At 70.7% G+C, this 24,345-nt stretch carries 24 protein-coding genes; 11 read left to right on the top strand and 13 right to left on the bottom strand.

Annotated elements, in window-relative coordinates; genetic code table 11:
- Nucleotides 1–11: 11 nt before the first annotated feature.
- The 3 genes from ACFVXA_RS06435 to ACFVXA_RS06425 all read left to right on the top strand — a co-directional run bounded on the left by ACFVXA_RS06435 (nucleotide 12) and on the right by ACFVXA_RS06425 (nucleotide 3,831).
- A complete protein-coding gene (locus tag ACFVXA_RS06435; RefSeq protein WP_390024005.1) occupies nucleotides 12–2,183 on the top strand; it encodes a trypsin-like peptidase domain-containing protein in 2,172 nt (723 codons plus the stop codon).
- 231 nt (nucleotides 2,184–2,414) lie between these two features.
- The gene (locus tag ACFVXA_RS06430; RefSeq protein ID WP_362031905.1) at nucleotides 2,415–2,855 is read left to right on the top strand and encodes a sec-independent translocase; all 441 of its coding nucleotides are present in this window, start codon (nucleotides 2,415–2,417) and stop codon (nucleotides 2,853–2,855) included.
- Nucleotides 2,856–3,174: 319 nt separating this feature from the next.
- Nucleotides 3,175–3,831 (top strand): hypothetical protein, encoded by a 657-nt coding sequence (locus tag ACFVXA_RS06425; protein ID WP_362031907.1) that lies wholly within the window; start codon nucleotides 3,175–3,177, stop codon nucleotides 3,829–3,831.
- A gap of 75 nt (nucleotides 3,832–3,906) precedes the next feature.
- On the opposite strand, the gene ACFVXA_RS06420 is transcribed toward ACFVXA_RS06425, so the two are convergent.
- From ACFVXA_RS06420 to ACFVXA_RS06410, 3 genes are read right to left on the bottom strand one after another with little or no spacing between them, the layout of a single operon-like run.
- Nucleotides 3,907–5,040: an Mrp/NBP35 family ATP-binding protein gene (locus tag ACFVXA_RS06420; RefSeq protein WP_362031909.1), complete on the bottom strand. Its 1,134-nt coding sequence runs from the start codon at nucleotides 5,038–5,040 to the stop codon at nucleotides 3,907–3,909.
- Between the two features lie 44 nt (nucleotides 5,041–5,084).
- Nucleotides 5,085–5,669, bottom strand: a complete 585-nt coding sequence (locus ACFVXA_RS06415) for a DUF1003 domain-containing protein (RefSeq protein WP_362031911.1) — start codon at nucleotides 5,667–5,669, stop codon at nucleotides 5,085–5,087.
- Entirely contained in the window at nucleotides 5,659–6,939 is a 1,281-nt protein-coding gene (locus ACFVXA_RS06410; RefSeq protein WP_362031913.1) for a magnesium transporter MgtE N-terminal domain-containing protein, read from the bottom strand. The genes ACFVXA_RS06415 and ACFVXA_RS06410 overlap by 11 nt, the downstream gene beginning before the upstream one ends.
- Nucleotides 6,940–7,279: 340 nt before the next feature.
- On the opposite strand from ACFVXA_RS06410, the gene ACFVXA_RS06405 reads away from it, so the two are divergent.
- Nucleotides 7,280–8,038 (top strand): hypothetical protein, encoded by a 759-nt coding sequence (locus ACFVXA_RS06405; protein WP_383742252.1) that lies wholly within the window; start codon nucleotides 7,280–7,282, stop codon nucleotides 8,036–8,038.
- A gap of 12 nt (nucleotides 8,039–8,050) precedes the next feature.
- Here the strand turns inward: ACFVXA_RS06405 and ACFVXA_RS06400 are convergent, their stop codons facing one another.
- Both ACFVXA_RS06400 and ACFVXA_RS06395 read right to left on the bottom strand, forming a co-directional pair.
- On the bottom strand, nucleotides 8,051–8,596 hold the full coding sequence (locus ACFVXA_RS06400) for a hypothetical protein (RefSeq protein ID WP_389753498.1): 546 nt from the start codon (nucleotides 8,594–8,596) through the stop codon (nucleotides 8,051–8,053).
- A 139-nt stretch (nucleotides 8,597–8,735) separates the two neighbouring features.
- A complete protein-coding gene (locus ACFVXA_RS06395; protein WP_362031919.1) occupies nucleotides 8,736–9,848 on the bottom strand; it encodes a magnesium and cobalt transport protein CorA in 1,113 nt (370 codons plus the stop codon).
- A gap of 564 nt (nucleotides 9,849–10,412) precedes the next feature.
- Between ACFVXA_RS06395 and ACFVXA_RS06390 the strand changes: the two genes are divergently transcribed.
- A complete protein-coding gene (locus tag ACFVXA_RS06390) occupies nucleotides 10,413–10,997 on the top strand; it encodes a suppressor of fused domain protein (protein ID WP_383901943.1) in 585 nt (194 codons plus the stop codon).
- 50 nt (nucleotides 10,998–11,047) lie between these two features.
- On the opposite strand, the gene ACFVXA_RS06385 is transcribed toward ACFVXA_RS06390, so the two are convergent.
- The gene (locus ACFVXA_RS06385; protein WP_389753500.1) at nucleotides 11,048–12,301 is read right to left on the bottom strand and encodes an MFS transporter; all 1,254 of its coding nucleotides are present in this window, start codon (nucleotides 12,299–12,301) and stop codon (nucleotides 11,048–11,050) included.
- Nucleotides 12,302–12,486: 185 nt separating this feature from the next.
- Between ACFVXA_RS06385 and ACFVXA_RS06380 the strand changes: the two genes are divergently transcribed.
- From ACFVXA_RS06380 to ACFVXA_RS06370, 3 genes are all read left to right on the top strand, one after another.
- The gene (locus ACFVXA_RS06380) at nucleotides 12,487–13,128 is read left to right on the top strand and encodes a DUF6758 family protein (RefSeq protein WP_362031925.1); all 642 of its coding nucleotides are present in this window, start codon (nucleotides 12,487–12,489) and stop codon (nucleotides 13,126–13,128) included.
- A gap of 351 nt (nucleotides 13,129–13,479) precedes the next feature.
- Nucleotides 13,480–14,337 carry a PHP domain-containing protein gene (locus ACFVXA_RS06375; RefSeq protein ID WP_390024003.1) on the top strand — a complete coding sequence of 286 codons (858 nt, stop codon included), beginning with the start codon at nucleotides 13,480–13,482 and terminating at the stop codon, nucleotides 14,335–14,337.
- Between the two features lie 167 nt (nucleotides 14,338–14,504).
- Nucleotides 14,505–15,110: a MarC family protein gene (locus tag ACFVXA_RS06370; RefSeq protein ID WP_362031929.1), complete on the top strand. Its 606-nt coding sequence runs from the start codon at nucleotides 14,505–14,507 to the stop codon at nucleotides 15,108–15,110.
- Between the two features lie 81 nt (nucleotides 15,111–15,191).
- On the opposite strand, the gene ACFVXA_RS06365 is transcribed toward ACFVXA_RS06370, so the two are convergent.
- Nucleotides 15,192–15,344, bottom strand: coding sequence for a hypothetical protein (locus ACFVXA_RS06365; RefSeq protein WP_105968294.1), 153 nt, complete (start codon nucleotides 15,342–15,344; stop codon nucleotides 15,192–15,194).
- Between the two features lie 244 nt (nucleotides 15,345–15,588).
- On the opposite strand from ACFVXA_RS06365, the gene ACFVXA_RS06360 reads away from it, so the two are divergent.
- On the top strand, nucleotides 15,589–16,485 hold the full coding sequence (locus ACFVXA_RS06360) for an NYN domain-containing protein (RefSeq protein WP_362031932.1): 897 nt from the start codon (nucleotides 15,589–15,591) through the stop codon (nucleotides 16,483–16,485).
- 140 nt (nucleotides 16,486–16,625) lie between these two features.
- Here ACFVXA_RS06360 and ACFVXA_RS06355 read toward each other — a convergent pair whose 3' ends face one another.
- Together ACFVXA_RS06355 and ACFVXA_RS06350 are read right to left on the bottom strand one after the other, a co-directional pair.
- The gene (locus ACFVXA_RS06355) at nucleotides 16,626–17,495 is read right to left on the bottom strand and encodes an alpha/beta hydrolase (protein WP_362031934.1); all 870 of its coding nucleotides are present in this window, start codon (nucleotides 17,493–17,495) and stop codon (nucleotides 16,626–16,628) included.
- A gap of 166 nt (nucleotides 17,496–17,661) precedes the next feature.
- The gene (locus ACFVXA_RS06350; protein WP_390024000.1) at nucleotides 17,662–19,689 is read right to left on the bottom strand and encodes a DEAD/DEAH box helicase; all 2,028 of its coding nucleotides are present in this window, start codon (nucleotides 19,687–19,689) and stop codon (nucleotides 17,662–17,664) included.
- A gap of 472 nt (nucleotides 19,690–20,161) precedes the next feature.
- On the opposite strand from ACFVXA_RS06350, the gene ACFVXA_RS06345 reads away from it, so the two are divergent.
- Nucleotides 20,162–20,923: a ferritin-like fold-containing protein gene (locus ACFVXA_RS06345; RefSeq protein ID WP_362031938.1), complete on the top strand. Its 762-nt coding sequence runs from the start codon at nucleotides 20,162–20,164 to the stop codon at nucleotides 20,921–20,923.
- Nucleotides 20,924–21,032: 109 nt separating this feature from the next.
- Here ACFVXA_RS06345 and ACFVXA_RS06340 read toward each other — a convergent pair whose 3' ends face one another.
- The 4 genes from ACFVXA_RS06340 to ACFVXA_RS06325 form a co-directional block, all read right to left on the bottom strand.
- Nucleotides 21,033–21,302 carry a hypothetical protein gene (locus ACFVXA_RS06340; protein WP_362031940.1) on the bottom strand — a complete coding sequence of 90 codons (270 nt, stop codon included), beginning with the start codon at nucleotides 21,300–21,302 and terminating at the stop codon, nucleotides 21,033–21,035.
- A 330-nt stretch (nucleotides 21,303–21,632) separates the two neighbouring features.
- The gene (locus ACFVXA_RS06335; RefSeq protein ID WP_028801993.1) at nucleotides 21,633–21,860 is read right to left on the bottom strand and encodes a DUF3107 domain-containing protein; all 228 of its coding nucleotides are present in this window, start codon (nucleotides 21,858–21,860) and stop codon (nucleotides 21,633–21,635) included.
- Nucleotides 21,861–22,118: 258 nt separating this feature from the next.
- Nucleotides 22,119–22,760 carry a TetR/AcrR family transcriptional regulator gene (locus ACFVXA_RS06330; RefSeq protein WP_362031943.1) on the bottom strand — a complete coding sequence of 214 codons (642 nt, stop codon included), beginning with the start codon at nucleotides 22,758–22,760 and terminating at the stop codon, nucleotides 22,119–22,121.
- A gap of 187 nt (nucleotides 22,761–22,947) precedes the next feature.
- Entirely contained in the window at nucleotides 22,948–23,166 is a 219-nt protein-coding gene (locus tag ACFVXA_RS06325; protein WP_362031945.1) for a hypothetical protein, read from the bottom strand.
- Nucleotides 23,167–23,347: 181 nt separating this feature from the next.
- Between ACFVXA_RS06325 and ACFVXA_RS06320 the strand changes: the two genes are divergently transcribed.
- Nucleotides 23,348–24,340 (top strand): alpha/beta fold hydrolase, encoded by a 993-nt coding sequence (locus ACFVXA_RS06320; RefSeq protein ID WP_390023998.1) that lies wholly within the window; start codon nucleotides 23,348–23,350, stop codon nucleotides 24,338–24,340.
- The last annotated feature ends 5 nt before the right edge of the window (nucleotides 24,341–24,345 follow it).

Here is a 24,345-nt window from a genome sequence, read left to right as displayed (position 1 = left end):
GTGGGGAGAGCATGAACGAGGGGAAGCCCACGAAGGCGAAGTGGTGGAGCCGACCCCGACCGGTCCCCTTGGGGGATGCCGGGGTGGGCTCGTCCGAGGACGCCGACGGGCCTGGGGGCGACACCGACGTCCGTACACCTGGCGGTGAGGGGCACCCGGTCGGCGGCACCGGCGACTCCGGAGGTGACTTCGAGCTGGAGCGGCCCGCGGTGGCTGCCGCCGCGGGTGGCTCCGGGACCGGCCCTGACGGCGACTTCGAGCTGGAGCGGCCGGCGCCGGTTCAGCGGGCGAGCGTGCCGACGGTCCCCACGGAGGCCGGGGCAGATCTCTCGCAGGCTGCGGATGCTCCCGGGCAGGGCGGAGAGACTCCCGTCCAGGTCGCCGAGGTCCCCGAGATCGCCGAAGGCGCCGAGATCGCCGAGGTCGCGGGGCAGGTCGGGGAGCCCGCTGTGCAGGTCATGGCGGCCCCAGACGTGGCCCAGGGCGCGACGGGCACCCGTTCCGGTGTCCCCGCGGACCGTCCCAAGCCCCTGCACGACCCCGACCCCTACGGCACTCCGCCCTATGGGCAGCCCGGCCCCTGGGCGCCCGCCCCGCCGGTCCAGCACCCGGCGGCCACACCCGCGCAGGGGACGCACGTCCCGGCGAGCCCGTCGGCCCAGGGGGCCTCTGTCCCGGGGGGTATGTCGGCCCATGGTGCCCCCGCCCCGGGGGGTACGTCGGCCCATGGCGCCCCCGCCCCGGCGAACGCGTTGCCGCCCGAGGAGCCACCCCACGGAGCACACCCCTCGGCGGGTGCGCCGGCCCACGGGACGCACGCACCGGCGGGCACGCCGGGCCACGGGACACACGTACCTGCGGGCACGCCGTCCCAGGACGCGCACATACCCCTGGGCACGCCGGCCCCGGGCACGGCCTTCGAGGCTCCGGTCAACGGCAGCGCGGGTGCCCCTCACGAAGCTCCCCCGCAGGGCGCCCAGCCCCCCACCCCCTGGCAGAACTACGACCCCTGGGCCGCCCCGGGGCCACTTCAGCAGAACGGTGCGGCCGTGGCGACCGCGAGTCAGCGGCGCGGGCGGGCGAAGAAGTCACTGGTGCTCGGGGCCGTCGTACTGGCGATCGTGTCCGGGGGCGTGGGCGGGGCCGTCGGGGCGTACCTGGAGCGGAACGGGGGGATGGCGGACGTCGAGCTGCCGCAGGCGGCGAAGGAGGCGCCGGGGCGGGCCCCGGACAGCGTGGCGGGGATCGCCGCTCACGCACTGCCCAGCGTCGTCACCCTGCATGTGCGCGGGTCCCAGGAGGAGGGCACAGGCACCGGCTTCGTGCTCGACGGCCAGGGGCACATCCTCACCAACAACCACGTCATCGAACCGGCAGGCGGCAGCGGCGAGATAACCGTGACGTTCAGCAGCGGCGAGACAGCCAGGGCCAAGGTCGTCGGCCACGACAGCGGTTACGACCTCGCCGTCGTCAAGGTCTCCGGCGTCGGTGGACTCGACCCCATGCCGCTGGGCAACTCCGACAACGTCCAGGTGGGCGACCCCGTCGTCGCCATCGGCGCCCCCTTCGACCTCGCCAACACCGTCACCTCCGGCATCATCAGCGCCAAGGAGCGGCCCATCACGGCGGGCGGGGAGAAGGGCGACGGGAGTGATGTCTCCTATGTCGACGCCCTGCAGACCGACGCGCCGATCAACCCCGGCAACTCCGGGGGACCCCTCCTCGACTCCAAGGCCCGCGTGATCGGCATCAACAGCGCCATCCGCTCCGCCGACAGCGGCTCCGACCTGGAGAGCGGCCAGGCCGGTTCCATAGGGCTCGGTTTCGCCATCCCGATCAACCAGGGCAAGCGCGTCGCCGAGGAGCTCATCAACACCGGCAAGGCCACCCACCCCGTGATCGGAGTCACACTCGACATGAACTACGCCGGCGACGGCGCCCGGGTCGGCACGAAGGGGACCGGCGGAGGTCCGCCGGTCACCTCCCACGGCCCCGGCGCCGACGCGGGCATCAAGGCGGGCGATGTCATCACCGAGGTCGACGGGCAGCGCGTCCACTCCGGTGAGGAACTCATCGTGAAGACCCGCGCGCACCGCCCCGGCGACCGACTCCGGCTGACCCTCCGGCGGGGCGGCGCGGAGAAGAAGGTCACTCTGGTCCTCGGGTCCGCCGACGGCGACTGAGCCGGTCGGCAGGGGCCGGCGGAGGACCGGCGCCGCCTGACATGAAGTTCACAGCCGGACACAACGCGCCAGCTCCGAACGGCAAACAACGCGGAAAACCCGCCGTGTACATGAACCCGGAAGCCCCGGCACAGTTCCGGACGGACAGGATCGCCGGGTACCGTGGACCCGGCCTGGACCACGGAAGACCCGCCGAGGGCCGAGGACCGAGGACATCGCAAGGAGCTTCAGGTGTTCAATGACATAGGACCACTCGAGCTGGTGACGCTCGTTGTCCTCGCCGTGCTCGTCTTCGGCCCGGAGAAGCTCCCGAAGATGATCCAGGACGTCACGCGCACCATCCGCAAGATCCGCGAGTTCTCGGAGAGCGCCAAGGCGGACATTCGCGAGGAACTCGGCCCGGAGTTCAAGGACTTCGAGTTCGAGGACCTCAACCCCAAGACGTTCATCCGCAAGCAGCTGGACAACGACGAGCTGGGGCTCAAGGAGATCCGTAACGGCTTCGACCTGAAGAAGGAGATGGCCGAGGTCACGGACGCGGTCCACAGCCGAGAGTCCGAATCCTCGTCGTCCGCCTCCAGTGGTTCGGCCGGCGGCTCCGTCGACATGACGAAGAAGCGCGAGAAGCTCGACCCGGACGAGCGCCCGCCCTACGACGCCGACGCCACCTGAGCCGTACGCGGACGAGGACGGTCGTACGACGGTGATCGTCGTTCGACGGTGCCGGTCGTTCGACGGTAACGAGCGTACGCGGCAGCCGGCGTACGCGGCGGTCGGCGCATGCGCCGAAGGCGTGAGACGTACGCCGGAGCATGCGCTGAGCACGCGTCCCGCGCGGGCAGAAAACGACGCTTTCGCGCCCCACGCGCCGGGCGCTTTCGCTGCTGCTCGGAGCGGTGTGGCTATGCTGCCCAGTTGTTGTGCGGACTGCTGAGGACGCCCGAGGGGGGCGGGCCGCCCGGTCCGACGAGAGCAAGGAGGCGTCCGGCAGATGGAGACGACAAGTCGGGTAGGCGCGCAGGCACCGGCCGCGGAGGGCGGGCAACAGGTCCCCTCCGCCCGGCGTACGGTCGACGGCTACCTGCTGGCGCCCTTCCCGTGGTACGGCCTCGACGAGGCCTTCACGGGGCCGCGCTGGCTGATGCAGGTGGGTACCTCGGCGGACGGTGCCGTCGAGCACGGTTCGATCGGGCACGGCGACGAGCCCGTCGTGCGGGGTGACTCGACCGAGGACAAGGAGCGGTTCGCGGTGGTGGTCACCGTCGCGGCCAGCCCCGTACGGCGCAGTGCGGACGGTACGGGCCTGCTGGAGGCCACTTCGGTCTCCTCCGCGGCCTGGCTGGCCGGTGTGGGGCTGCTGTCCTTCACCTGGCCCGGTCAGATGGACCACACCCTGCGGGACGACTGGCTGGACCAGCAGACCGAGACGGCGTGGGTCCTCGCGGACGACCTCGACGGCTCCGACTGGTCCACGCTGTCCCTCCCCGTGGACGGGGTTCCGACGCCCTTCCACTACCGCGAGTCCGAGTTCGGTTGGGTCCTCGCGGGGTCCACCCAGGAGGGCGTGCATGTGGGGGCGTACGGGCGGGGGATGAGCGCGTACGGGTTGGGGTTCGCCATGATCAAGGACATCGGGGCGTACGCCTAGCCGGCGGGTCACGAGGAAGGGGGCGCCGTCTTGATCGACGGCGCCCCCTTCCTCGTGCGAGACCTTAGGAGAGCCTCAGAACTTGTTCCTCGGCGTGATTCCCAGCGACATGCCCGACAGGCCGCGCTGGCGGCCGCCGAGCTTGCCCGCGATCGCGCGCAGGGCGGAGCCGGCCGCGGAGTCGGGGTCCGTGAGGACGACCGGCTTGCCCTCGTCGCCGCCCTCGCGGAGGCGGACGTCGATCGGGATGGAGCCGAGGACGGGGACCGTGGCGCCGGTGGTCCGGGTCAGGCCGTCGGCGACCGTCTGGCCGCCGCCCGTGCCGAAGACGTCGACCATCTCCCCGCAGTGCGGGCAGGGCAGGCCGGACATGTTCTCGACCACGCCGACGATCTTCTGGTGGGTCTGGACGGCGATGGAGCCGGCCCGCTCGGCGACCTCGGCGGCCGCCTGCTGCGGGGTGGTGACGACCAGGATCTCCGCGTTCGGGACCAGCTGGGCCACCGAGATGGCGATGTCGCCCGTGCCCGGCGGGAGGTCGAGGAGGAGGACGTCCAGGTCGCCCCAGAACACGTCCGCCAGGAACTGCTGGAGGGCGCGGTGAAGCATCGGGCCGCGCCAGACGACAGGAGCGTTGCCCGGGGTGAACATGCCGATCGAGATGACCTTCACGCCGTGCGCGGACGGCGGCATGATCATGTTCTCGACCTGGGTCGGCTTCCCGTCGGCGCCCAGCATGCGCGGCACCGAGTGGCCGTAGATGTCGGCGTCCACGACGCCGACCTTGAGGCCGTCGGCCGCCATCGCCGCAGCCAGGTTCACCGTCACCGAGGACTTGCCGACGCCGCCCTTGCCGGAGGCGACCGCGTACACGCGCGTCAGCGAGCCCGGCTTCGCGAAGGGCACCTCGCGCTCGGCCTGGCCGCCGCGCAGCGCGGACGCCAGCTCACGGCGCTGCTCGTCGCTCATCACGTCCAGGGTCACGTCGACGCGCGTGACGCCCTCGACCGCCGAGACCGCCTCCGTCACGTTCTTCGTGATGGTCTCGCGCATCGGGCAGCCGGAGACGGTCAGATAGACGGTGACCGCGACCGCACCATCCGTACCGATCTCCACCGATTTGACCATCCCCAGCTCGGTGATGGGTCGCTGGATCTCGGGGTCGTTCACCGTCGCCAGTGCTTCGCGCACCGCGTCTTCCGTAGCCATAAGCATGATGGTACGGCGACGGGCCCGGGGCCCGGAAAGCCCCGTCACCGGTCTTCTACGTCACGTCCCTGCGACCGTTCCGCCGGGAATACGACATGGCCGCCCACCCGCCGCTCCTCCAGCTCCTTGACCAGGTCCTCCAGTTCGGAGCGGATCCAGTCGCGGGTGGCGACCTCGCCGAGGCCCATGCGCAGCGCGGCGATCTCGCGGGTGAGGTATTCGGTGTCCGCGATGGACCGCTCGTTCTGCTTGCGGTCCTGTTCGAGGTTGACCCGGTCGCGGTCGTCCTGACGGTTCTGCGCGAGCAGGATCAGCGGGGCGGCGTAGGAGGCCTGGAGCGAGAGCATCAGGGTCAGGAAGATGAACGGGTAGTTGTCGAAGCGCAGGTCGCGCGGCACGGAGACGTTCCACACCACCCACAGGATGATGACGACCGTCATCCAGACGATGAACCGTCCGGTGCCGAGGAAGCGGGCGATGCGCTCCGAGAGCCGTCCGAAGGCCTCCGGGTCCCACTCGGGCAGCAGTCTGCGCCGAGGTGGCTTCGGCTGGTCCAGCCGGGTGCGCGGCCGGGTGGTGGCGGTCGCCCCGGAGGGAGGGCGTTCGCGGGGATCGCGCTCAGGTGGCATGGGGTTCCTCCTCGTCCTCGAGGTGGAACTCCGTCTCGCGCCAGTCCTCGGGCAGCATGTGGTCCAGTACGTCGTCCACGGTCACCGCGCCGAGCAGCGACCCGCTCTCGTCGACGACGGGCGCCGCGACCATGTCGTACGTCGCGAAGAACCCGGCGACGACGGGCAGCGCGGCGTCCGGGTCCAGCGGTTGCAGATCGTCGTCGATGATCGAGCTGACCAGGGTGTAGGGCGGGTCGCGCAGGAGCCGCTGGAAGTGGACGGCGCCCAGGTACTTGCCGGTCGGCGTCTCGTCCGGGGGGCGGCACACGTACACCTGGGCGGCGAGCGCGGGGGAGAGGTCGGGGTTGCGGACCCGGGCGAGCGCGTCGGCGACCGTCGCGTCGGGCCGCAGCACGATGGGCTCGGTCGTCATCAGACCGCCCGCGGTCCGCTCCGCGTACGCCATCAGGCGCCGCACGTCCGCCGCGTCGTCGGGCCGCATCAGCGTCAGCAGCCGCTCCACGTCCTCGGTGGGCAGTTCGGCGAGCAGGTCGGCCGCGTCGTCGGGGTCCATCGCCTCCAGCACGTCGGCCGCGCGCTCCTCCTTGAGCTTGCCGAGGATCTCGATCTGGTCGTCCTCGGGGAGTTCTTCGAGGACGTCGGCGAGCCGGTCGTCGTCGAGCGCGGCCGCGACCTCACCGCGCCGCTTGGGGGACAGGTGGTGCAGGACATTGGCGAGGTCGGCCGGGCGCAACTGCTCGAAGGTGGCGAGCAGGCTCTCCGCGCCCTGCCCGTGCTCGTCCAGCGAGAACCCGGTGACGGAGGACCACTCGACGGTCAGCGTCTCGCCCTTGGCGCGCCGGAAGGCGCCACTGCGGCCCTTGCGGACGTACACCCGGTCGATCTCCCAGTCCCTGCGGGCCGGCAGCTGCTGGATCGACACGTCGAGCACGGTCACCTCCTCGCCGGTCCCGACGAGGTGCAGACGCCGGTCGAGCAGTTCGCCGAAGACGAGCCGTTCGGTGGGCCGCTGCTCGAAGCGGCGCACGTTGAGCACGCCGGTGGTGATGACCTGGCCCGACTCGATGCCGGTCACCCGGGTCATGGGCAGGAAGATGCGCCGCCGCGTGGACAGTTCGACGACCAGGCCGAGCAGCCGGGGCGGCCGCCGTCCGACGCGCAGCATGGCGACGAGATCCCGCACCCGGCCCACCTGGTCGCCGTTCGGGTCGAAGACGGCGACACCGGCTAGGTGCGAGACGAAGATCCGGGGGGCGCCTGCGGCCATGCCCGCGCCTCCTTGTCTGCGTACGCGGCCGCGTACGCGCTCTCCGTGCCCGCGCACGCGTCTGCGTACGCGCTCTCCATGCCCGCGCACGCGGTCTGCGTACGCGCTCTCCGTGTTCGCGCGCGGGTCCGCGTACGCGCACTCCGTACGACGTCGCCGCGCACGGTCCGTACGCGCGTTCTGTCCCGTCCTGTCCGCTCGGGTGGGCTTCAGGCTAGCCCGTCCCGGTCGGATACGCCCTGGTGAGCGGTCCGGACGGACTGCTTCCGCCGGGCCCGGGCGGCACCGGTACGCTGCCGTACGCCGTTTGAGGACCCCCGCACGAAAGGCAGCCCCACCTGTGACTGCAATTCCCCAGGGCCGTACCCACAGGGCCGCAGTGGTGAGCGCGATGTGCGCCCTGGTCGTGACGGGGACGGGGTTGACGGGGTGCGGTAGCGAGGACCCGGACGCGGGCACGAACGGGGTGGGCAAGCTGCCCGCCGCCACCATCCAGACGAAGACGAAGAAGGCGGCCGAGGCCGCGGACACCGTACGGCTCTCCGGGACCGTGGTGTCCAACGGGACCACGTACACCCTCGACATGCGCCTCAAGGCCGACGGCGGCACCGGCTCCGTCACCTCGAAGGGGGCGAGTTTCAGGCTGCTGCGGGTCGGCGAGCACCTCTTCCTGAAGGCCGACGCCGAGTTCTGGACCCATCAGGGCGGCAAGAGCGACAGCACCTCCGCCGACACGGCCGCCGCCAAGAAGCTGGAGGGCATGTACGTGAAGGTGCCGACCGGCGACCCCGCCTACAAGCGCTTCAGCGGCTTCACCGACAAGGACGTCCTCCTCGAAAGCCTGCTCGCCCTGCACGGCACTCTCGCCACGGACGGCCATCACGAGCAGTCCGGCGTCCGCACCATCCGCATCACCGGCGACAAGGGCTCCGGCGGCACCCTCGACGTCTCCCTGAAGGGAACCCCGTACCCCCTCCTGCTGGTCCGCGCGGGCAACGCCGGGACCCTCCGGCTCACCGACTGGGGCAAGGACTTCGCGCTGGAGGAGCCCGCCAAGAACGAGACCGTGGACTACGGGAAGCAGCTGCCCACTTCTTAGGCCTCGCGGCTCTCAACCCTGGCGCCGCTTGCGCTTCTTCTTGAGGAGGAGGCGCGGCAGGCCGGCCGGGATCGGTTGGCGCGTCGTCGCCGGGCTCGGCAGCGGCGGCGCGGCCAGCGAGCCGTCGGACAGCTCGGCGGTGGCGCCCGAGGGCTCCAGGCGCAGCACCCGGCACTCGCGGGCCCAGCGCTCCGGCATGGCCTCGCCGTCGGGGGCGTTCAGGCGCTTGCCCTTGAGCTCGCCGACGGCCGCCTCCCACTCCGGGGAGCCGGGGGGCAGCTCCACGACCTTCGCGGACCAGGAGACGAGACGGCCGCCCTTGTCCTTGCTGCGTACGGTGACGACCGCGTCGCCCCCGTCGGCCAGACCCGGCAGCGGCTGCTCGCCGGGCCCGTCGCCGACCAGACACGCCGCGCCGTCGTGCCACACGTGCCACAGCGCCCGGGTGGGCATCTCGTGGCCCTGGGGCGCCGCCGGGCCGCCGCTCCGCACCCAGATCAGCCCGGACTTCTTGGTGGCCTCCTCGACGAGGGCCCGTTGGAGCAGCTGTTCCGTCATGGGCCAAGACTATCCAGGAGCGGGCGGGGGCCTCAGAGCCGACCGTTGCGCTTGGGGATCGGGGGCCTCAGAGCCGACCGTTGCGCTTGAGGAGCAAGGGACCTCAGAGCCGACCGTTGCGCTTGAGGATCAAAGGGCCTCAGAGCCAGCCGTTGCGCTTGAGGATGCGGTGGATCGAGAGGCAGATGCCGACCGTGACGCCGAGCGTCAGCGGGTAGCCGTACTTCCAGTGCAGCTCGGGCATGTGGTCGAAGTTCATGCCGTAGACGCCACAGACCATCGTCGGTACGGCGATGATCGCGGCCCAGGACGTGATCTTGCGCATGTCCTCGTTCTGCGCGACGGAGGCCTGGGCGAGGTTGGCCTGGAGGATCGAGTTGAGCAGCTCGTCGAAGCCGAGGACCTGCTCCTGCACGCGGGCGAGGTGGTCGGCCACGTCACGGAAGTACTTCTGGATGTCGGGGTCGATCAGCCGCATCGGCCGCTCGCTCAGCAGCTGCATGGGGCGCAGCAGCGGCGACACCGCCCGCTTGAACTCCAGCACCTCGCGCTTGAGTTGGTAGATCTGGCCGGCGTCCGTACCGCGCGGCGTGCCCTTGCGGCCCGGCGAGAACACCTCGGTCTCGACCTCGTCGATGTCGTCCTGCACCGCGTCCGCGACCGCGATGTAGCCGTCGACGACGTGGTCGGCGATCGCGTGCAGCACGGCGGAGGGGCCCTTGGCGAGCAGCTCGGGGTCGTCCTGGAGCCGGTGCCGCAGCGCCCGCAGCGAGCCCTGCCCGCCGTGCCGGACGGTGATGAAGAAGTCCCGGCCGGTGAAGCACATCACCTCGCCGGTCTCCACCACCTCGCTGGTGGCGGTCAGTTGGTCGTGCTCGACGTAGTGGATCGTCTTGAAGACGGTGAAGAGGGAGTCGTCGTAGCGCTCCAGCTTGGGGCGCTGATGGGCCTGCACGGCGTCCTCGACGGCCAGTGGATGCAGCCCGAACACGCGGGCGATACCGGCGAATTCGGCCTCGGTCGGCTCGTGCAGACCGATCCACACGAAGCCGCCGTCGCGGTGCACCTGGCGCATCGCCTCCTGCGGGGTGAGCGGCTCGCGGGTCTCGACGCGGGCGCCGTCGCGGTAGACGGCGCAGTCGACCACGGCGGACGGGGTCGCGGGGTCGCGGGTGGTGTCGTACGAGCCACTGTCCTTGCGCAGCGAGGGACGGGGGCGGACCGCGGCTCGCAGGTCACGGATCATCGACATGGCAGGCTCCTTCGCAACGGAGGCGGCCGGCGACGGTTGAAACTACCCGGAATGGGGACGTCCTGACTGCGGATGTTTGGCACGTCCACAAAGCGGGGAGCACCGCACCGTCGCGGTGGCAGCTTCGCTACTGATTCAGATCAGACAGATCAGGCGGAAACGAAGCGCTCTTCCGTGGTGCACCGGGACAACGCTGACACGTATGCACACGTTTGCGGGAGGCAGCAGCCAGCAGAGCTGGGAAACCAGCGGAACCAGCTACGGAACTCAGCGACCGGAAGAGCGGGTGGTACTGCACGGTCGACTTCGGTCCATTGCAGCCCCACCTCCTCCGGCCGGTCCCCCGTGGGGGACGATCCATCCCCCGAAGGGGAGTCTGTCTCCCGCCACAGGGGAGTCAGATCAGTGTCAGTGCGTCGGAGCTCGAGAGCGACGCTTCTGCGTGCTGCCCCGACCAGCGGCCAAGACTATCAGCGCACCGATGCGTCAAGGCGCCGCTTTGCCCGTTGTTGACCGCGGGGTCCGGTGCTCTCCTTCGGAATTGACGCGGCCTATGCTCGGCGCATGGCTGATGTTCTTCCTCTGGTCGAGGCCCGTTTGCGCTCTGCGCTGGGCGAACCCGACGCGCGCGCCGCGGTCACCTTCCTCGGCACCGATCGCATCGAAGTCCTGCGCTTCACAGAGGGCGACATCGTCCGCTACGCGACGCTCGGCATGTCCGCCCAGCCGATGGCGGACCCCACGGCGGTCCTCGCCGACCCGGTGAAGGGTCCGCGCGCCGAGCTGATCCTGTCCGTCCGCCCGGGCGGCGCCGACACCGACAAGGTGCTCCGCCCCCTCGCCGTGCTCGCCGCGTCCCCGCAGGTGGAGGGCCTGGTCGTGGCGCCGGGTGCCTCGCTCGACGTGGGTGAACCCCTGTGGCCCGGCGCACCGTTCAGCTCCGTCCTGGTCGCGGAGTCCGGCGGCCTGGTGGAGGACCTGGAGCTGGACGCGCCCGCCGATCCCGTACGTTTCCTGCCACTGCTCCCGATGACGCCCAACGAGGCCGCGTGGAAGCGCGTGCACGGCGCGGGCGCCCTCCAGGAGCGCTGGCTGAACGGCGGCACGGACCTGCGTGATCCTGTGCGCAAGTCCGTCCCGTTGGATTGAGCGGTCCTTTTCCGGCCGTCTGAGGCTGACTCAGTTCCGGTCTCCGACGGTCAGTTGGCGAAGACCGTGACGCTGTCCTCGGTGGCGTGCCTCGGCTGGAGTTCCGCGGCCTCGTGGGTGAGCGCGGCTCGCCGTACGAAGACCACCGCGGCCCCGACCACCGCCGTGACGGCGGCCACCAGGAACGGGATGTGGATGTCGCTCCACTCCTCGATCTTCGGCGCGAAGTAGGGAGCGGCGGCCGCCGCGAACCAGCGCACGAAGTTGTAGCCCGCGCTCGCCACCGGGCGGGGCGCGTCGGAGACCCCGAGCGCCAGCTCCGTGTAGACGGTGTTGTTCACGCCGATGAAGGCGCCGGACAGGATCGTGCAGACGACGGCCGCGGTGTGGTTGCCGTATCCGAGGACGAGCACGTCGACGGCGAGCAGGACCAGCGAGCCGCCGAGCACCTTCAGCGAGCCGAACCGCCGCTGCATGCGCGGTGCCACGATCACCGAGAAGACGGCGAGCAGCAGGCCCCAGCAGAAGAACACGGCGCCGGACTTGTACGGGGTCATGTTCAGCACGAACGGGGTGAAGGCCAGCACGGTGAAGAACGTGTAGTTGTAGAAGAACGCCGAGACGGCCGCCGAGGCGAGACCGCCGTGGCCGAGTGCCCTGATCGGGTCGAGCAGTGAGGTCTTCTTCGCGGGCTTCGGCTGCTCCTTGAGGAACGCGGTGATGCACAGGAAGCCGACCGCCATCAGGAACGCGGTGCCGAAGAACGGGTAGCGCCAGCTGGCGTTGCCGAGCAGCGCGCCCAGCAGGGGGCCGCACGCCATGCCGAGCCCCAGCGCGGACTCGTACAGCAGGATCGCCGCGGCGCTGCCGCCCGCGGCCGCGCCGACGATGACGGCCAGGGCGGTGGACACGAAAAGCGCGTTGCCGAGGCCCCAGCCGGCCCGGAAGCCGACCAGTTCGCCGACCGATCCGGAGGTGCCCGCGAGCCCCGCGAAGACCACCACGAGCGCGAGGCCGAGCAGCAGGGTCTTCTTGCCGCCGATGCGGCTGGAGACGAAGCCCGTCACCAGCATCGCGACGGCGGTGATCAGGAAGTACGAGGTGAAGAGCAGTGAGACCTGGCCGGCCGTGGCGTCCAGGCCCTTGGCGATGGACGGCAGGATCGGATCGACGAGCCCGATCCCCATGAAGGCGACGACGGACGCACCCGCGGTAGCCCAGACGGCCTTCGGCTGACGCAGGATGCCGCCCGCACCCGCGTCGAACGTGTCCCCCGCTGCGGGACCTCCCGTGCTGTTGCTCATGCTCGCTCCTCACTGCGCGACTGCTGTGCACGACCGAGATCGTTGACGTATACACATAATAAGTTAGGTGGGCTAATTAATGCAAGCTGCATCTACTTTTCGAGCGGAATTCCGACATGACAGGCACACGCCGGACGGGTGATCGTCCTTGACGCGGCGAAGGACGGGGAGGACCGTTGGGCCCTATGAGGGGCGAACCCAGTTGCCCGAAGTGTGGTGGCCGGGTCAGGGCTCCCGGCCTCTTTGCCGACTCCTGGCAGTGTGATGTGCACGGGTCCGTGCATCCGCTGCAGCCCGTGATCCCGCCCAGCGTCGAGGCCCTAGGTGTGGTGGTGCACCACGCCCGGGTACCGGTGTGGATGCCGTGGCCGCTGCCGGTCGGCTGGCTGTTCACCGGTGCGACGTTCGCCGGGGACGACCGCAGCGGCGGCCGTGCGACCGCCGTCGCCTGTTCGGGTCCCGGGCCGCTCGGCGGCATGGGGGAGCTGCTGCTCATCGCCGAGGAGCTCGGCGTCGGCCTCGGCGCGCGGTACGCGGGGATCGACGGGCCGGACCCCGGCCCGTACATGAGCGTCGAGAAACCGCCCCAGGCGAAGGTCCTCGCGGCCGGCCGCCCGACCCCGCTCTGGCACGTCGCCGGCGCCCCCGACGACCGCGCCGTCTTCGCGGGCGAGGCACTCGGACTGTGGCTGTGGGCGGTGGTGTGGCCCGAGCAGTCGGGGCTGCTGATGTACGACGAGCTGGTGCTGACGGATCTCCGGGATGCGGGAGCCGAGGTGGACCTGCTGCCGTGCGGGGCGTTGTCGCCGCGGATTCTCGAACCGTAGGCGTGTGCGCCGAGGGGTGCCCGCAGAGGGTTGCCCGCAGGGCGGGAGGCGTGTCACGGCAGGCGCGGAGGCACGTGAGGTCGAGTGCGGCGCGGTGCGGCGTGTAAGGCCTGGTGCGGCGACACGTGAGGCGCTGGTGTGGCGGCGTACAAGGCTTGGCGTGTTGGCCCACAAGGCCTGGCGTGTTGGCCCGCAAGGCCAGGCGTGGCGGCGTGCCAGGGCCTGGCGCGAAGGTCCCGCACAGGGATCTCGTAGGGGGCGCTCCTCTGGAGTGGGTGTGACAGGGGGCCCTCGGATTCCCGTTATCCTTGAGCGACCCCACCCGTCCCGTCACCCGCCTGGAGTCACGTCGTGCGCATCGATCTGCACACCCACTCCACCGCTTCCGACGGTACGGACGCCCCGGCCGAGCTGGTGCGCAACGCTCACGCCGCCGGTCTGGACGTCGTCGCGCTGACCGACCACGACACCACCCGCGGACACGCCGAGGCGGTCGCCGCACTGCCCGAGGGGCTCACCCTCGTCACCGGCGCCGAGCTCTCCTGCCGTATCGACGGCATCAGCATGCACCTGCTGGCCTACCTGTTCGACCCCGAGGAGCCCGAGCTGCTCGCCGAGCGCGAGCTGGTGCGGGACGACCGCGTACCGCGCGCCCAAGGCATGATCGCCAGGCTTCAGGAGCTCGGCGTGCCGATCACCTGGGAGCAGGTGGCGCGCATCGCCGGCGACGGCTCCGTGGGCCGGCCGCACGTCGCGTCCGCGCTGGTCGAGCTCGGGGTCGTGGACAGCGTCTCCGACGCCTTCACCGAGGAGTGGCTGGCCGATGGCGGCCGCGCCTATGTCCCCAAGCACGAGACCGACCCGTTCGAGGCGATCCGGCTGATCAAGAGCGCGGGCGGCGTCGCCGTCTTCGCGCACCCGGCCGCCGCCAAGAGGGGGCGTACGGTCCCGGAATCCGCCATAGCGGAACTCGCCGCCGCCGGTCTCGACGGCATCGAGGTCGACCACATGGACCACGAGCCGGCGACCCGGGCGCGGTTGCGCGGGCTCGCGGGCGAGCTCGGGTTGCTCGCCACGGGGTCGTCCGACTACCACGGCAGTCGTAAGACGTGCGTGCTCGGGGAGTACACCACGGATCCCGAGGTGTACGGGGAGATCACTCGGCGGGCTACTGGCGCCTTTCCGGTGCCGGGGGCCGGCGGAGCCTGAGGCTCACGCTTCTCGTCTCTGACCTGTTTTCAGGCATCGGGCGCTGTCGCCTGTGCCCATCTGTTTCGCCGCGCGGAATATCTGTTCCGCCCCGCGGAACGCCTGCCCACAGCGGTAGCGGCACCCGCTGTCGTCCTGCTGCTCTCACCACCCTCGCAAGGCTCACCGTGTTCGACGTCGCCGTCTTCGGCTCCCTCTTCCTCACCCTTTTCGTCATCATGGATCCCCCCGGGATCACCCCGATCTTCCTGGCGCTCACCGCCGGACGCCCCGCCAAGGTGCAGAAGCGGATGGCCTTCCAGGCCGTCTGTGTGGCGGGAGGCGTGATCGCGGTCTTCGGGCTGCTCGGGCATCAGATCCTGAACTACCTGCACGTGTCCGTGCCCGCGCTGATGATCGCCGGCGGCCTGCTGCTCCTGCTGATCGCCCTCGACCTGCTGACCGGCAAGACCGACGAGCCGAAGCAGACCAAGGACGTGAACGTCGCCCTCGTACCGCTGGGCATGCCGCTGCTCGCGGGTCCCGGCGCGATCGTGTCCGTGATCCTGGCGGTGCAGAAGGCCGACTCGGTCGCCACGCAGGTGTCCGTGTGGGCCGCGATCCTCGCCATCCATGTCGTGCTCTGGCTGGTCATGCGCTACTCGCTGCTGATCATCCGCGTCATCAAGGACGGCGGTGTCGTCCTGGTCACCCGCCTCGCGGGCATGATGCTCTCCGCGATCGCCGTGCAGCAGATCATCAACGGCGTCACGCAGGTGATCCACGGGAGCTGATCCGCCCCTCGCACACGCGCAGAGCCCCGCACGGCATCGGTTGCCGTGCGGGGCTCTGAAGTCTGAAATGCGTCCGCGGTGTTACGAAGCGGACGAGTCGGCCGGGCGGATCCACAGTCGCTGCCCGATGGCGGCGGCCTGCTGAACGATCCGATTGACGGAGGCGGCGTCTACGACAGTGCTGTCCACGGGCGTGCCGTCGACATCGTCGAGTCGCATGATTTCGAAGCGCATGGGCTTCTCCCTTCGTCTGGTCATCCTCCTGCGGAGAACTACTTGTGTGTGGCGCGAGGCGTCTGTGCACCCGCTTCCGTACGTATTCAACGGGGTGCGTGTTACAAACATTCCCTACGCTAAGGAAATTTTTCGAGAACCTAATTACCGACTGGTAAGCAGTGTGGCGCCGGGTCGGCCAGGGTGGCGGAGACTGAACGGGGCCAGTTGTGTTCGCAGCGTGACCGCCGGGACAATAGAGGCGATGAACGACGACCTCGCGGCGCTCGGCGCCCGCATCGACCGCACGAACGAGCTGCTGCAGCGCATGCTCGCCGAGGTGGCGAAGACGCCCTCGACCCACGCGATCTTCGTCGACGCCGGATATCTGTATGCGGCGGCGGGACGGCTGGTCGCCGGGACCGAGGACCGCCGCTCCTTCGAGCTGGACACCGAGGGTCTCATCGAAGCACTCATCGACCGGGCGCGCACCATCTTCGCGGACAGCAGGCTGCTGCGCGTCTACTGGTACGACGGCGCCCGCCGCCGCATCCACACCGCGGAACAGCAGGCGATCGCCGAACTCCCGGACGTGAAGGTGCGGTTGGGCAACCTCAACGCCAACAACCAGCAAAAAGGCGTCGACTCACTCATCCGGTCGGACCTGGAGTCCCTGGCCCGGCACCGCGCCATCAGCGACGCCGCGCTGCTCGGCGGCGACGAGGACCTGGTCTCGGCGGTCGAGGCGGCGCAGGGGTACGGGGCCCGGGTCCACCTCTGGGGGATCGAGGCACCCGAGGGCCGTAACCAGGCGGAGCCGCTGCTGTGGGAGGTCGACAGCCAGCGGACCTTCGACCTCGACTTCTTCAAGCCGTACGTGTCACGGCGGACCGGCCTCGTGTACGACGCGATGGCGGCGGCCCGGCCCACCCGGGAGGATGTGCGCTTCGTGGGCGCGCAGGTCGCCGCGAAGTGGCTCGCCGCGCGGGGCCGGGAATCGCTCGTGGAACTGCTGCCCGGGCACCCCTACCTCCCCGGCTCGGTCGACCAGGACCTGCTGGTCGAGGCCGAGGGGCTTCTCCAGTACTCCCTACGGGGGCAGGCGGATCTGCGCCGCGCGCTGCGGGACGGCTTCTGGGAGCACTTGCAGGCGCAGTACTAGCCGTACCAGCCGTACCAGCAGTGCTGGCGCTACCGGGTGAGGTGCTGGCAGTACTGGCGGTCCTGGGTGCGGCTGTGTGAACCCTGGGGCGGAGCGGATGCGCGGCGGGGACCGGTGGGTGGGTGCACGGCAGGTGCCCGCTAGTCGCCCACGTGGTCCCAGAAGTCGGCGAAGGCGCGAGCCGTTTCCAGCGGCCGATCCGCGTTGGGCGAGTGTTCCGCTCCCCGTACGATCGTGCGCCGGGCGTTGAGCCGTACGGCCATCTCGTCCAGCAGGGCCACCGGCCAGGTGTCGTCGAACTCGCCGGAGAGCACATGCGTGGGCAGCGCGAGGGCGGCCAACTCGTCGACGCGGTCGGGTTCGGCGCACAGCTGGCGGCCCGTGGCGATGAGCTGGGCGGGGCTGTTGGCCAGCCAGCGGCGCCGCAGGTCGTCGAGGTCGTCGAGCCCCGCGTCCAGGTCGCCGGCGTCGGTCTCCTCCGGTGGTTCCATCGACCGCATCGCCTCCCACACCTCGGCCATGGTCATCACGGCGAGCGCGTCCCGCAGCAGCTTCACGCGCTGCTGCTGGGAGACGGAGATCTGGGCCGGGCCCGAGGCCATCAGCGTCAGCGAGACGAACGGTGACGGGTCGAGCAGCACCGCGGCGCGGGCGATCTGGCCGCCGAGAGAGTGGCCCACGAGGTGCAGGGGCGTGTCGAGGGCGGCGGCCTGGGCGAGCACGTCACGTGCCAACTCCGCCTGCGCGTAGGGCGCTTCGTCGTCCTTCGGCCCCTCGGTCTCGTACTGCCCCCGTCCGTCCACGGCGACCGTCCGGTACCCCGCGGCCGCCAAGGGCTCGTGCAGCGCGATGAAGTCTTCCTTGCTTCCGGTGAATCCCGGCAGCAGGAGCGCGGTTCCCCTGGGCTGACCCTGCGCGGCGGCGTCGAGCACGGCGAACTCGCCCCGTGCGGTGGGCAGCCGGTAGGCACGGACTCCGGCGGGCGGGACGAAGGTGTAGGGCCTACTCATGAGTTGAGGGTATCGGGGCGGAGGCCCGTTGGGGGTTTTCGCCCCTTCCGCCCTCTGCCCGTCCTGTGCTGGGCTTCGCCCCTTAGGGGGACAAGCGGGGACGGAGGGGGCGCAAAAGGAATGGCCCGGCCCCACCGAAAGGTGGGACCGGGCCATCGCGCGGGAATCAGCCCTCCGTGGGCTCCACGGCAGCCACCGCGGCCTTACGGGTCCGGCGACGCACAGGCTTGGCCTCGGCGTCATCGGCAGCCGTCTGAGCCGGGATCTCGGCATCGGCGACGGCCTTGCGGGTCCGCCGACGCACGGGCTTGGCCTCAGCGGCTTCGGCGCCCTCGGCCGGTTCGACGACGGCAGCGGCGGTCTTGCGGGTCCGCCGCGGCTTGGCCGGCGCCTCCGCCACGGCCTCGACCGTGTCGGCGACAGCTTCGGCGGCCTCGGCGACCTCTGCGACCTTGCGGGTCCGACGACGCGCAGGCTTGGCCGGAGCCTCGACGACCTCCGCGGCGACGCTTTCGACCACGGCCTCGGTCGTCGTCACGGTCACCTCAGGGGACTCCAGGACCTCCGCGGTCTTCCGGGTCCGACGCCGACGCGGCTTGGCAGCCGCCGGCTCGTCGACGACACCCTCGGCCGTCACCACAGCGGCCTCCGCGGCCTCCGCGGCCTCGGTCACCGAGGGCTCCACGATGGCGGCCGCCTCCGATCCCGCCCCACCGCGCGTACGGCGACGACGCCGCGGCGTGCGGGGCTCGACGACCTCGTTGCCCCCGGCGGAGGCGGACTCGGTCACCTCCGGAGCCGAGGCGGGAGCCGCGGACGTGGACGAAGACGCGGGCGTAGCGACAGGCGTGGACGCACCACTGGTCTCTTCCAGCGGCGTCCCGTTGCGCGTACGACGGCGACGACGCGGCGTGCGCGCAGGGCGCTCGCGCTCGGCGGACGGCGCGGACGAGGCGGCGGGCGCCGACGAGCGGCCACCGCGGCCGCGCGGCCCACGGCCACCGGTCTCGCCGAGATCCTCGACCTCCTCGGCCGAGAGCCCGGCGCGGGTGCGCTCGGAACGCGGCAGGACACCCTTGGTGCCGGCCGGGATGCCCAGCTCCTCGAAGAGGTGCGGGGAGGTGGAGTACGTCTCCGGCGGGTCGCCGAAGCCGAGGTCCAGCGCCTTGTTGATCAGCTGCCAGCGCGGGATGTCGTCCCAGTCGACGAGCGTGATCGCCGTACCGGACGCGCCCGCGCGGCCCGTACGGCCGATGCGGTGCAGGTACGTCTTCTCGTCCTCGGGGGACTGGTAGTTGATGACGTGGGTGACACCCTCGACGTCGATGCCGCGGGCGGCGACGTCGGTGCAGACGAGGACGTCGACCTTGCCGTTGCGGAAGGCGCGCAGCGCCTGCTCGCGGGCACCCTGGCCGAGGTCGCCGTGGACCGCGCCGGAGGCGAAGCCGCGCTGCTGGAGCTGGTCGGCGAGGTCGGCCGCGGTGCGCTTGGTGCGGCAGAAGACCATGGCCAGGCCCCGGCCGTCGGCCTGCAGTATGCGGGCGACGAGTTCGGGCTTGTCCATGTTGTGCGCGCGGTAGACGAACTGCGCGGTGTTGCGGACCGTCGCGCCCTCGTCGTCCGGCGCGGTGGCGCGGATGTGCGTGGGCTGTGACATGTAGCGGCGGGCCAGACCGATGACGGCGCCGGGCATCGTCGCCGAGAACAGCATCGTCTGACGGCGGGCCGGCAGCATGTTCATGATCTTCTCGACGTCGGGCAGGAAGCCCAGGTCGAGCATCTCGTCGGCCTCGTCGAGGACGAGCGCCTTGATGTGCTTGAGGTTGAGCTTCTTCTGGCCCGCGAGGTCCAGCAGCCGCCCGGGGGTGCCGACGATGACATCGACGCCCTTCTTGAGGGCCTCGACCTGCGGCTCGTACGCCCGGCCGCCGTAAATGGCGAGAACGCGTACGTTGCGGACCTTGCCCGCGGTCAGCAGGTCGTTCGTCACCTGGGTGCACAGCTCGCGCGTCGGGACGACGACGAGGGCCTGCGGGGCGTCGGTGAGCTGCTCGGGCTTGGCCCGGCCCGCCTCGACGTCCGCCGGGACGGTGACGCGCTCCAGGAGCGGGAGGCCGAAGCCCAGCGTCTTGCCGGTGCCGGTCTTGGCCTGGCCGATGACGTCGCTGCCGGACAGGGCAACGGGGAGCGTCATCTCCTGGATGGGAAAGGGACTGATGATGCCGACGGCCTCAAGGGCTTCGGCCGTCTCGGGAAGGATCCCGAGACCTCGGAAAGTCGTAGTCAGGGTGCTGCCTCTTCTGTGTACGCGGTGCGAGGCGAGCGCGGGGGTCGTGTCGGGACCGTGCCGGGGACATCGGCCGCTCTTGACGGGCGGGCCGGGTGGCATGGGACCACTGCCGACGCTCGAGCGCTCGTACCGCTGAGGGTCCCTCCGTATCGTCCATACGCAATGTGCCGTACGGACGAGGAGGGCTGTCAGGTCGGAGCCGATCGGGCCACCGACCGGGCATCCTCATTCGTGCGGCCCGGCACATACTCGCCGGGCGCATTACCACCATACCCCGGATTCGCGCATATGCGATGGCCGGTTTGGTCACGTACTCGTCGTCACACTGGTTGACCAGGGACTTCCGTCTTGCGACGAGCGGGCTATTGTGCGCTTCATGACGACGCCTGACAACGCCGCTGACACCCCCGCCGAAGCCGCCGCCGACACCGCTCCCGCGGCCACCGGAGTCGCCGCGCAGGACTGGGACACGGCCTCCGCCGACCCCCAGTACCGCGCCGCGGTCGTGGATCTCCTCGGAGCGCTCGCGTACGGCGAGCTCGCGGCGTTCGAGCGGCTCGCGGAGGACGCCAAGCTGGCGCCGACGCTCAGCGACAAGGCGGAGCTGGCGAAGATGGCGTCCGCCGAGTTCCACCACTTCGAGCAGTTGCGGGACCGGCTCTCCGCGGTCGGCGCCGAGCCGACGCAGGCGATGGACCCCTTCGTCGCCGCCCTCGACGGCTTCCACCGGCAGACGGCGCCCTCGGACTGGCTGGAGGGGCTCGTCAAGGCGTACGTCGGCGACTCGATCGCCAGTGACTTCTACCGGGAGGTCGCCGCGCGGCTCGACTCCGACACGCGCGGGCTCGTCCTCGCCGTCCTCGACGACACCGGGCACGCCAGCTTCGCCATCGAGAAGGTGCGCGCCGCGATCGACGCCGACCCTCGCGTGGGCGGCCGGCTGGCGCTGTGGGCGCGCCGCCTGATGGGCGAGGCCCTGTCCCAGTCGCAGCGCGTGGTCGCCGACCGCGACGCCCTGTCGACGATGCTCGTGGGCGGCGTGGCGGACGGCTTCGATCTCGCGGAGGTCGGCCGGATGTTCTCGCGGATCACCGAGGCGCACACCAAGCGGATGGCCGCGTTGGGGCTGGCGGCCTGACCGCGGGGCTGCCGGAAGGCGGCCCCAAGACCCCTGAGTTCCCTGGGTTCCCTGAGTTCCCTGAGTGTGAGCCCCCTGGGGCCCCTAGTCGCGCGAACTGCGGAACGGGTTACGCCGTCGCCGAGCGGCGGCGAAACCGCTCCTCCGGGCGGAGCAGCAGCGACAGCAGCGCCGCGGAGACCGCGGCGGCCCCGAGGAGGATGACCAGGAAGTGACCGGAGCCCAGCGCGGTGTGTGTCAGGAAGGCACCGAACAGGGCTCCGGCCAGTCCGGTCGACAGGACCAGGCTGCGCGCCGGCAGCCGGTGGGGCAGGCGGTGAACCGCCGCCCACGCCAAGGCGAGACCGAGGATCGCGGAGCCGAGCGCTTCCAAGAACATGGTGGGGGTCCCTCCCGCACGGCCGGGGCAAATCGGTCGTAGCCGGTCCTACCCCTGACGTGCGGAATGCAATCCTCCTCTGTGATCGATCTGTGGTCCATCTGTGTACGGGGGGCGGCTGCGTACGTCGTACGACGGGGGCGTGCGGCTGTGTACCGCGGGGGCGTGCGGCTGCGTGCGGCGGGGGCGTGTGGCTGTGTACGCCGGGTGCGTGCGGCCGAGCATGCGAAGGGGCCCGGTGGCAGTGCCACCGGGCCCCTTCCGCTGTCTTCACGGCAATCGCTTCACAGCGATCGCCCTGCAGCAGCCGCACCGCACCGCACAGCCGCTCTACAGCGCGCTGAATCCCACCTTGCGCTGCGTGGGCTCGCCGAGCTCCACGTACGCCAGGCGGTCGGCCGGAACCAGGACCTTGCGGCCGTGGTCGTCCACGAGGCTGAGCAGCTGCGACTTGCCGGCCAGCGCCTCGGACACCGCGCGCTCGACCTCTTCCGGGGTCTGACCGCTCTCCAGAACGATCTCGCGGGGCGCGTGCTGCACGCCGATCTTGACCTCCACGGCTTTGTCCCTCCGACGGTCAGTGATGTGCGCGTGTTTCCGCGCCGTACGCAGCACACATTAGCCCGGTGAGGGGACGTACACGCTCCGCCCGAGAACGCCAGGAGCGAACAATGGGTGGGAACAAAGTGGCGGTCAGCGGTACGTCCGTGGCGCGACCCTCGTACGTCTCGGTGACGTGACCCTGTACGGCAGTGGTGACGTGACCCTTGTACGTCAGTGGTGATCGGTCGTACGCCAATGGTGATCGGTCGTACGTCAGTGGTGATCGGTGCCGTGCAGCGGGAAGCCGGCGATGCCGCGCCAGGCCAGTGAGGTCAGCAGCTGGACCGCCTGGTCGCGTGGGACGCTGCGGTCGCTGTGCAGCCAGGAGCGGGCCACCACCTGGGCGAGGCCGCCGAGGCCGGAGGCGAGGAGCATCGATTCGGCGCGCGAGAGACCGGTGTCCTCCGCGATCACCTCGCAGATCGCCTCCGCGCACTCGTGCGTCACCTTGTCGACGCGCTCGCGGACCGCGGGCTCGTTGGTCAGGTCCGACTCGAAGACCAGCCGGAAGGCGCCGCCGTCGTCCTCGACGTACGCGAAGTAGGCGTCCATCGTCGCGCGGACGCGCAGCTTGTTGTCCGTGGTCGACGCGAGCGCCGTACGAACGGACTGCAGCAGGGACTCGCAGTGCTGGTCGAGCAGGGCGAGGTACAGGTCGAGCTTGCCCGGGAAGTGCTGGTAGAGGACCGGCTTGCTGACGCCCGCGCGCTCGGCGATGTCGTCCATGGCGGCCGAGTGATACCCCTGCGCAACGAATACTTCCTGGGCGGCGCCGAGGAGCTGGTTGCGTCGGGCACGGCGCGGCAGGCGAGTGCCCCGCGGGCGTGCCGCCTCTGTCTGCTCGATGGCTGTCACGCCGCCTCCCAAAATTGTCCACATGCGGTGTGCGCCGCGCGGCCATCGTACTTTTCGGTAACCCTGGTGTGCGCGGTGCGAGCGCAGAATTTCACGGACCGGACGCGGGCGATAGCGGCGCGAAGCGTGCCGAATAGGGGCGAGGCGGACGCCATGCCGTCCGACGGCCCTGATCAGCGGCGTCCCGTCACCTGTAGTCGTCCTCGTTCAGTCGTACGACCCTGGCCTGCTCGGCGAGGTCCGCCTCATTGGCGTTGAGGGGGTCGCCGGGGGGTTCCGGGTCGACGTCCTCCGCGGGGTCCAGTTCGGTGAACTGCTCGGCGGCATCGGCCTCCGGGGCCTCCGTGTCGAGGATTTCCCGGAACTGGTCGTCGAAGGTCTCGGGGTCTGCCGGGTCGACTGTCATGGTTCCTCTTCCCGAGGGTTACGAGAGCGCCCCTCTTGTACGTACCGAGTGCTCCTGGGTACGTACCGAGTGCCCTCGTTTGAAGCCTAGGAGACACCCGATCGCGGCGCTATGCCATCCGCGTACCATCTGTGACCGCGAACACATGAACCACTGCGTGATCGTCTCGTAACATTGCCGCATGTCTTCGACCGAGCTGCCCTCCGCGCTGGCCTCCACCGTCACGCCCAGGGTCGGGACCGTCCGGGTCGCGCCGGGGGAGCGGCTGCGATCGGTCGGACTGCCGGGGGTCACGCTGACCGTGCGATCGAGACCGCCCGCGCGTGAGGGAGTGCCGCCCGCCTTGTACGTGCATGGCCTGGGCGGTTCTTCACAGAACTGGTCGGCGCTGATGTCGCTGCTCGACGGTCTCGTGGACAGCGAGGCCCTCGACCTGCCGGGCTTCGGGGACTCGCCACCGCCGGACGACGGCAACTACTCGGTCACGGGCCACGCGCGCGCGGTCATCCGTTATCTCGACGCGGCCGAGCGCGGTCCCGTACACCTGTTCGGGAACTCGCTCGGTGGAGCCGTCTCGACGCGTGTCGCGGCCGTACGACCGGATCTCGTCCGCACGCTCACGCTGATCTCGCCCGCGCTGCCGGAGCTCCGGGCGCAGCGCACCGCGTGGCCGACCGCGCTGCTCTCGGTGCCCGGTGTGGCACGGCTGTTCACCAGGCTCACCAAGGACTGGAACGCCGAGCAGCGCGTCCGTGGCGTCATGGCGCTCTGTTACGGCGATCCCGGCATGGTGACGCCCGACGGGTTCCGCGAGGCGGTCGAGGAGATGGAGCGACGGCTCGCCCTTCCTTACTTCTGGGACGCCATGACGCGTTCCGCGCGCGGTCTCGTGAACGCGTACACGCTGGGCGGCCAGCACGGGCTGTGGCGTCAGGCCGAGCGGGTGCTCGCGCCGACGCTCCTCGTCTACGGCGGCCGCGACCAGCTCGTCGGCTACCGCATGGCCCAGCGTGCGGTCCGCGCCTTCCGCGACTGCCGGCTGCTCTCGCTGCCGGAGGCGGGGCATGTCGCGATGATGGAGTACCCGGAGACGGTGGCTACGGCGTTCCGCGAACTCCTCGCGGACACGGACGGGTTGACGTCGCCGGCCACCGCCACGGGCGCGGGGAGCTGAGGCGG

The organism is Streptomyces sp. NPDC058246 (genome assembly GCF_042881985.1).
Classification (GTDB): domain Bacteria; phylum Actinomycetota; class Actinomycetes; order Streptomycetales; family Streptomycetaceae; genus Streptomyces.
The sequence above is the reverse complement of the archived record's forward strand: the minus strand, read 5'-3'. Positions and strand labels throughout refer to the sequence as shown.

Coding starts and splice junctions, on each gene's coding strand:
- ACFVXA_RS06390 (WP_383901943.1), top strand. CDS start 10,413: ATGGCTGATGTTCTTCCTCTGGTCGAGGCCCGTTTGCGCTCTGCGCTG.
- ACFVXA_RS06355 (WP_362031934.1), bottom strand. CDS start 17,495: ATGAGTAGGCCCTACACCTTCGTCCCGCCCGCCGGAGTCCGTGCCTAC.
- ACFVXA_RS06380 (WP_362031925.1), top strand. CDS start 12,487: ATGAGGGGCGAACCCAGTTGCCCGAAGTGTGGTGGCCGGGTCAGGGCT.
- ACFVXA_RS06340 (WP_362031940.1), bottom strand. CDS start 21,302: ATGTTCTTGGAAGCGCTCGGCTCCGCGATCCTCGGTCTCGCCTTGGCG.
- ACFVXA_RS06320 (WP_390023998.1), top strand. CDS start 23,348: ATGTCTTCGACCGAGCTGCCCTCCGCGCTGGCCTCCACCGTCACGCCC.
- ACFVXA_RS06325 (WP_362031945.1), bottom strand. CDS start 23,166: ATGACAGTCGACCCGGCAGACCCCGAGACCTTCGACGACCAGTTCCGG.
- ACFVXA_RS06435 (WP_390024005.1), top strand. CDS start 12: ATGAACGAGGGGAAGCCCACGAAGGCGAAGTGGTGGAGCCGACCCCGA.
- ACFVXA_RS06345 (WP_362031938.1), top strand. CDS start 20,162: ATGACGACGCCTGACAACGCCGCTGACACCCCCGCCGAAGCCGCCGCC.
- ACFVXA_RS06350 (WP_390024000.1), bottom strand. CDS start 19,689: ATGACGCTCCCCGTTGCCCTGTCCGGCAGCGACGTCATCGGCCAGGCC.
- ACFVXA_RS06425 (WP_362031907.1), top strand. CDS start 3,175: ATGGAGACGACAAGTCGGGTAGGCGCGCAGGCACCGGCCGCGGAGGGC.
- ACFVXA_RS06365 (WP_105968294.1), bottom strand. CDS start 15,344: ATGCGCTTCGAAATCATGCGACTCGACGATGTCGACGGCACGCCCGTG.
- ACFVXA_RS06385 (WP_389753500.1), bottom strand. CDS start 12,301: ATGAGCAACAGCACGGGAGGTCCCGCAGCGGGGGACACGTTCGACGCG.
- ACFVXA_RS06400 (WP_389753498.1), bottom strand. CDS start 8,596: ATGACGGAACAGCTGCTCCAACGGGCCCTCGTCGAGGAGGCCACCAAG.
- ACFVXA_RS06410 (WP_362031913.1), bottom strand. CDS start 6,939: ATGGCCGCAGGCGCCCCCCGGATCTTCGTCTCGCACCTAGCCGGTGTC.
- ACFVXA_RS06360 (WP_362031932.1), top strand. CDS start 15,589: ATGAACGACGACCTCGCGGCGCTCGGCGCCCGCATCGACCGCACGAAC.
- ACFVXA_RS06395 (WP_362031919.1), bottom strand. CDS start 9,848: ATGTCGATGATCCGTGACCTGCGAGCCGCGGTCCGCCCCCGTCCCTCG.
- ACFVXA_RS06420 (WP_362031909.1), bottom strand. CDS start 5,040: ATGGCTACGGAAGACGCGGTGCGCGAAGCACTGGCGACGGTGAACGAC.
- ACFVXA_RS06415 (WP_362031911.1), bottom strand. CDS start 5,669: ATGCCACCTGAGCGCGATCCCCGCGAACGCCCTCCCTCCGGGGCGACC.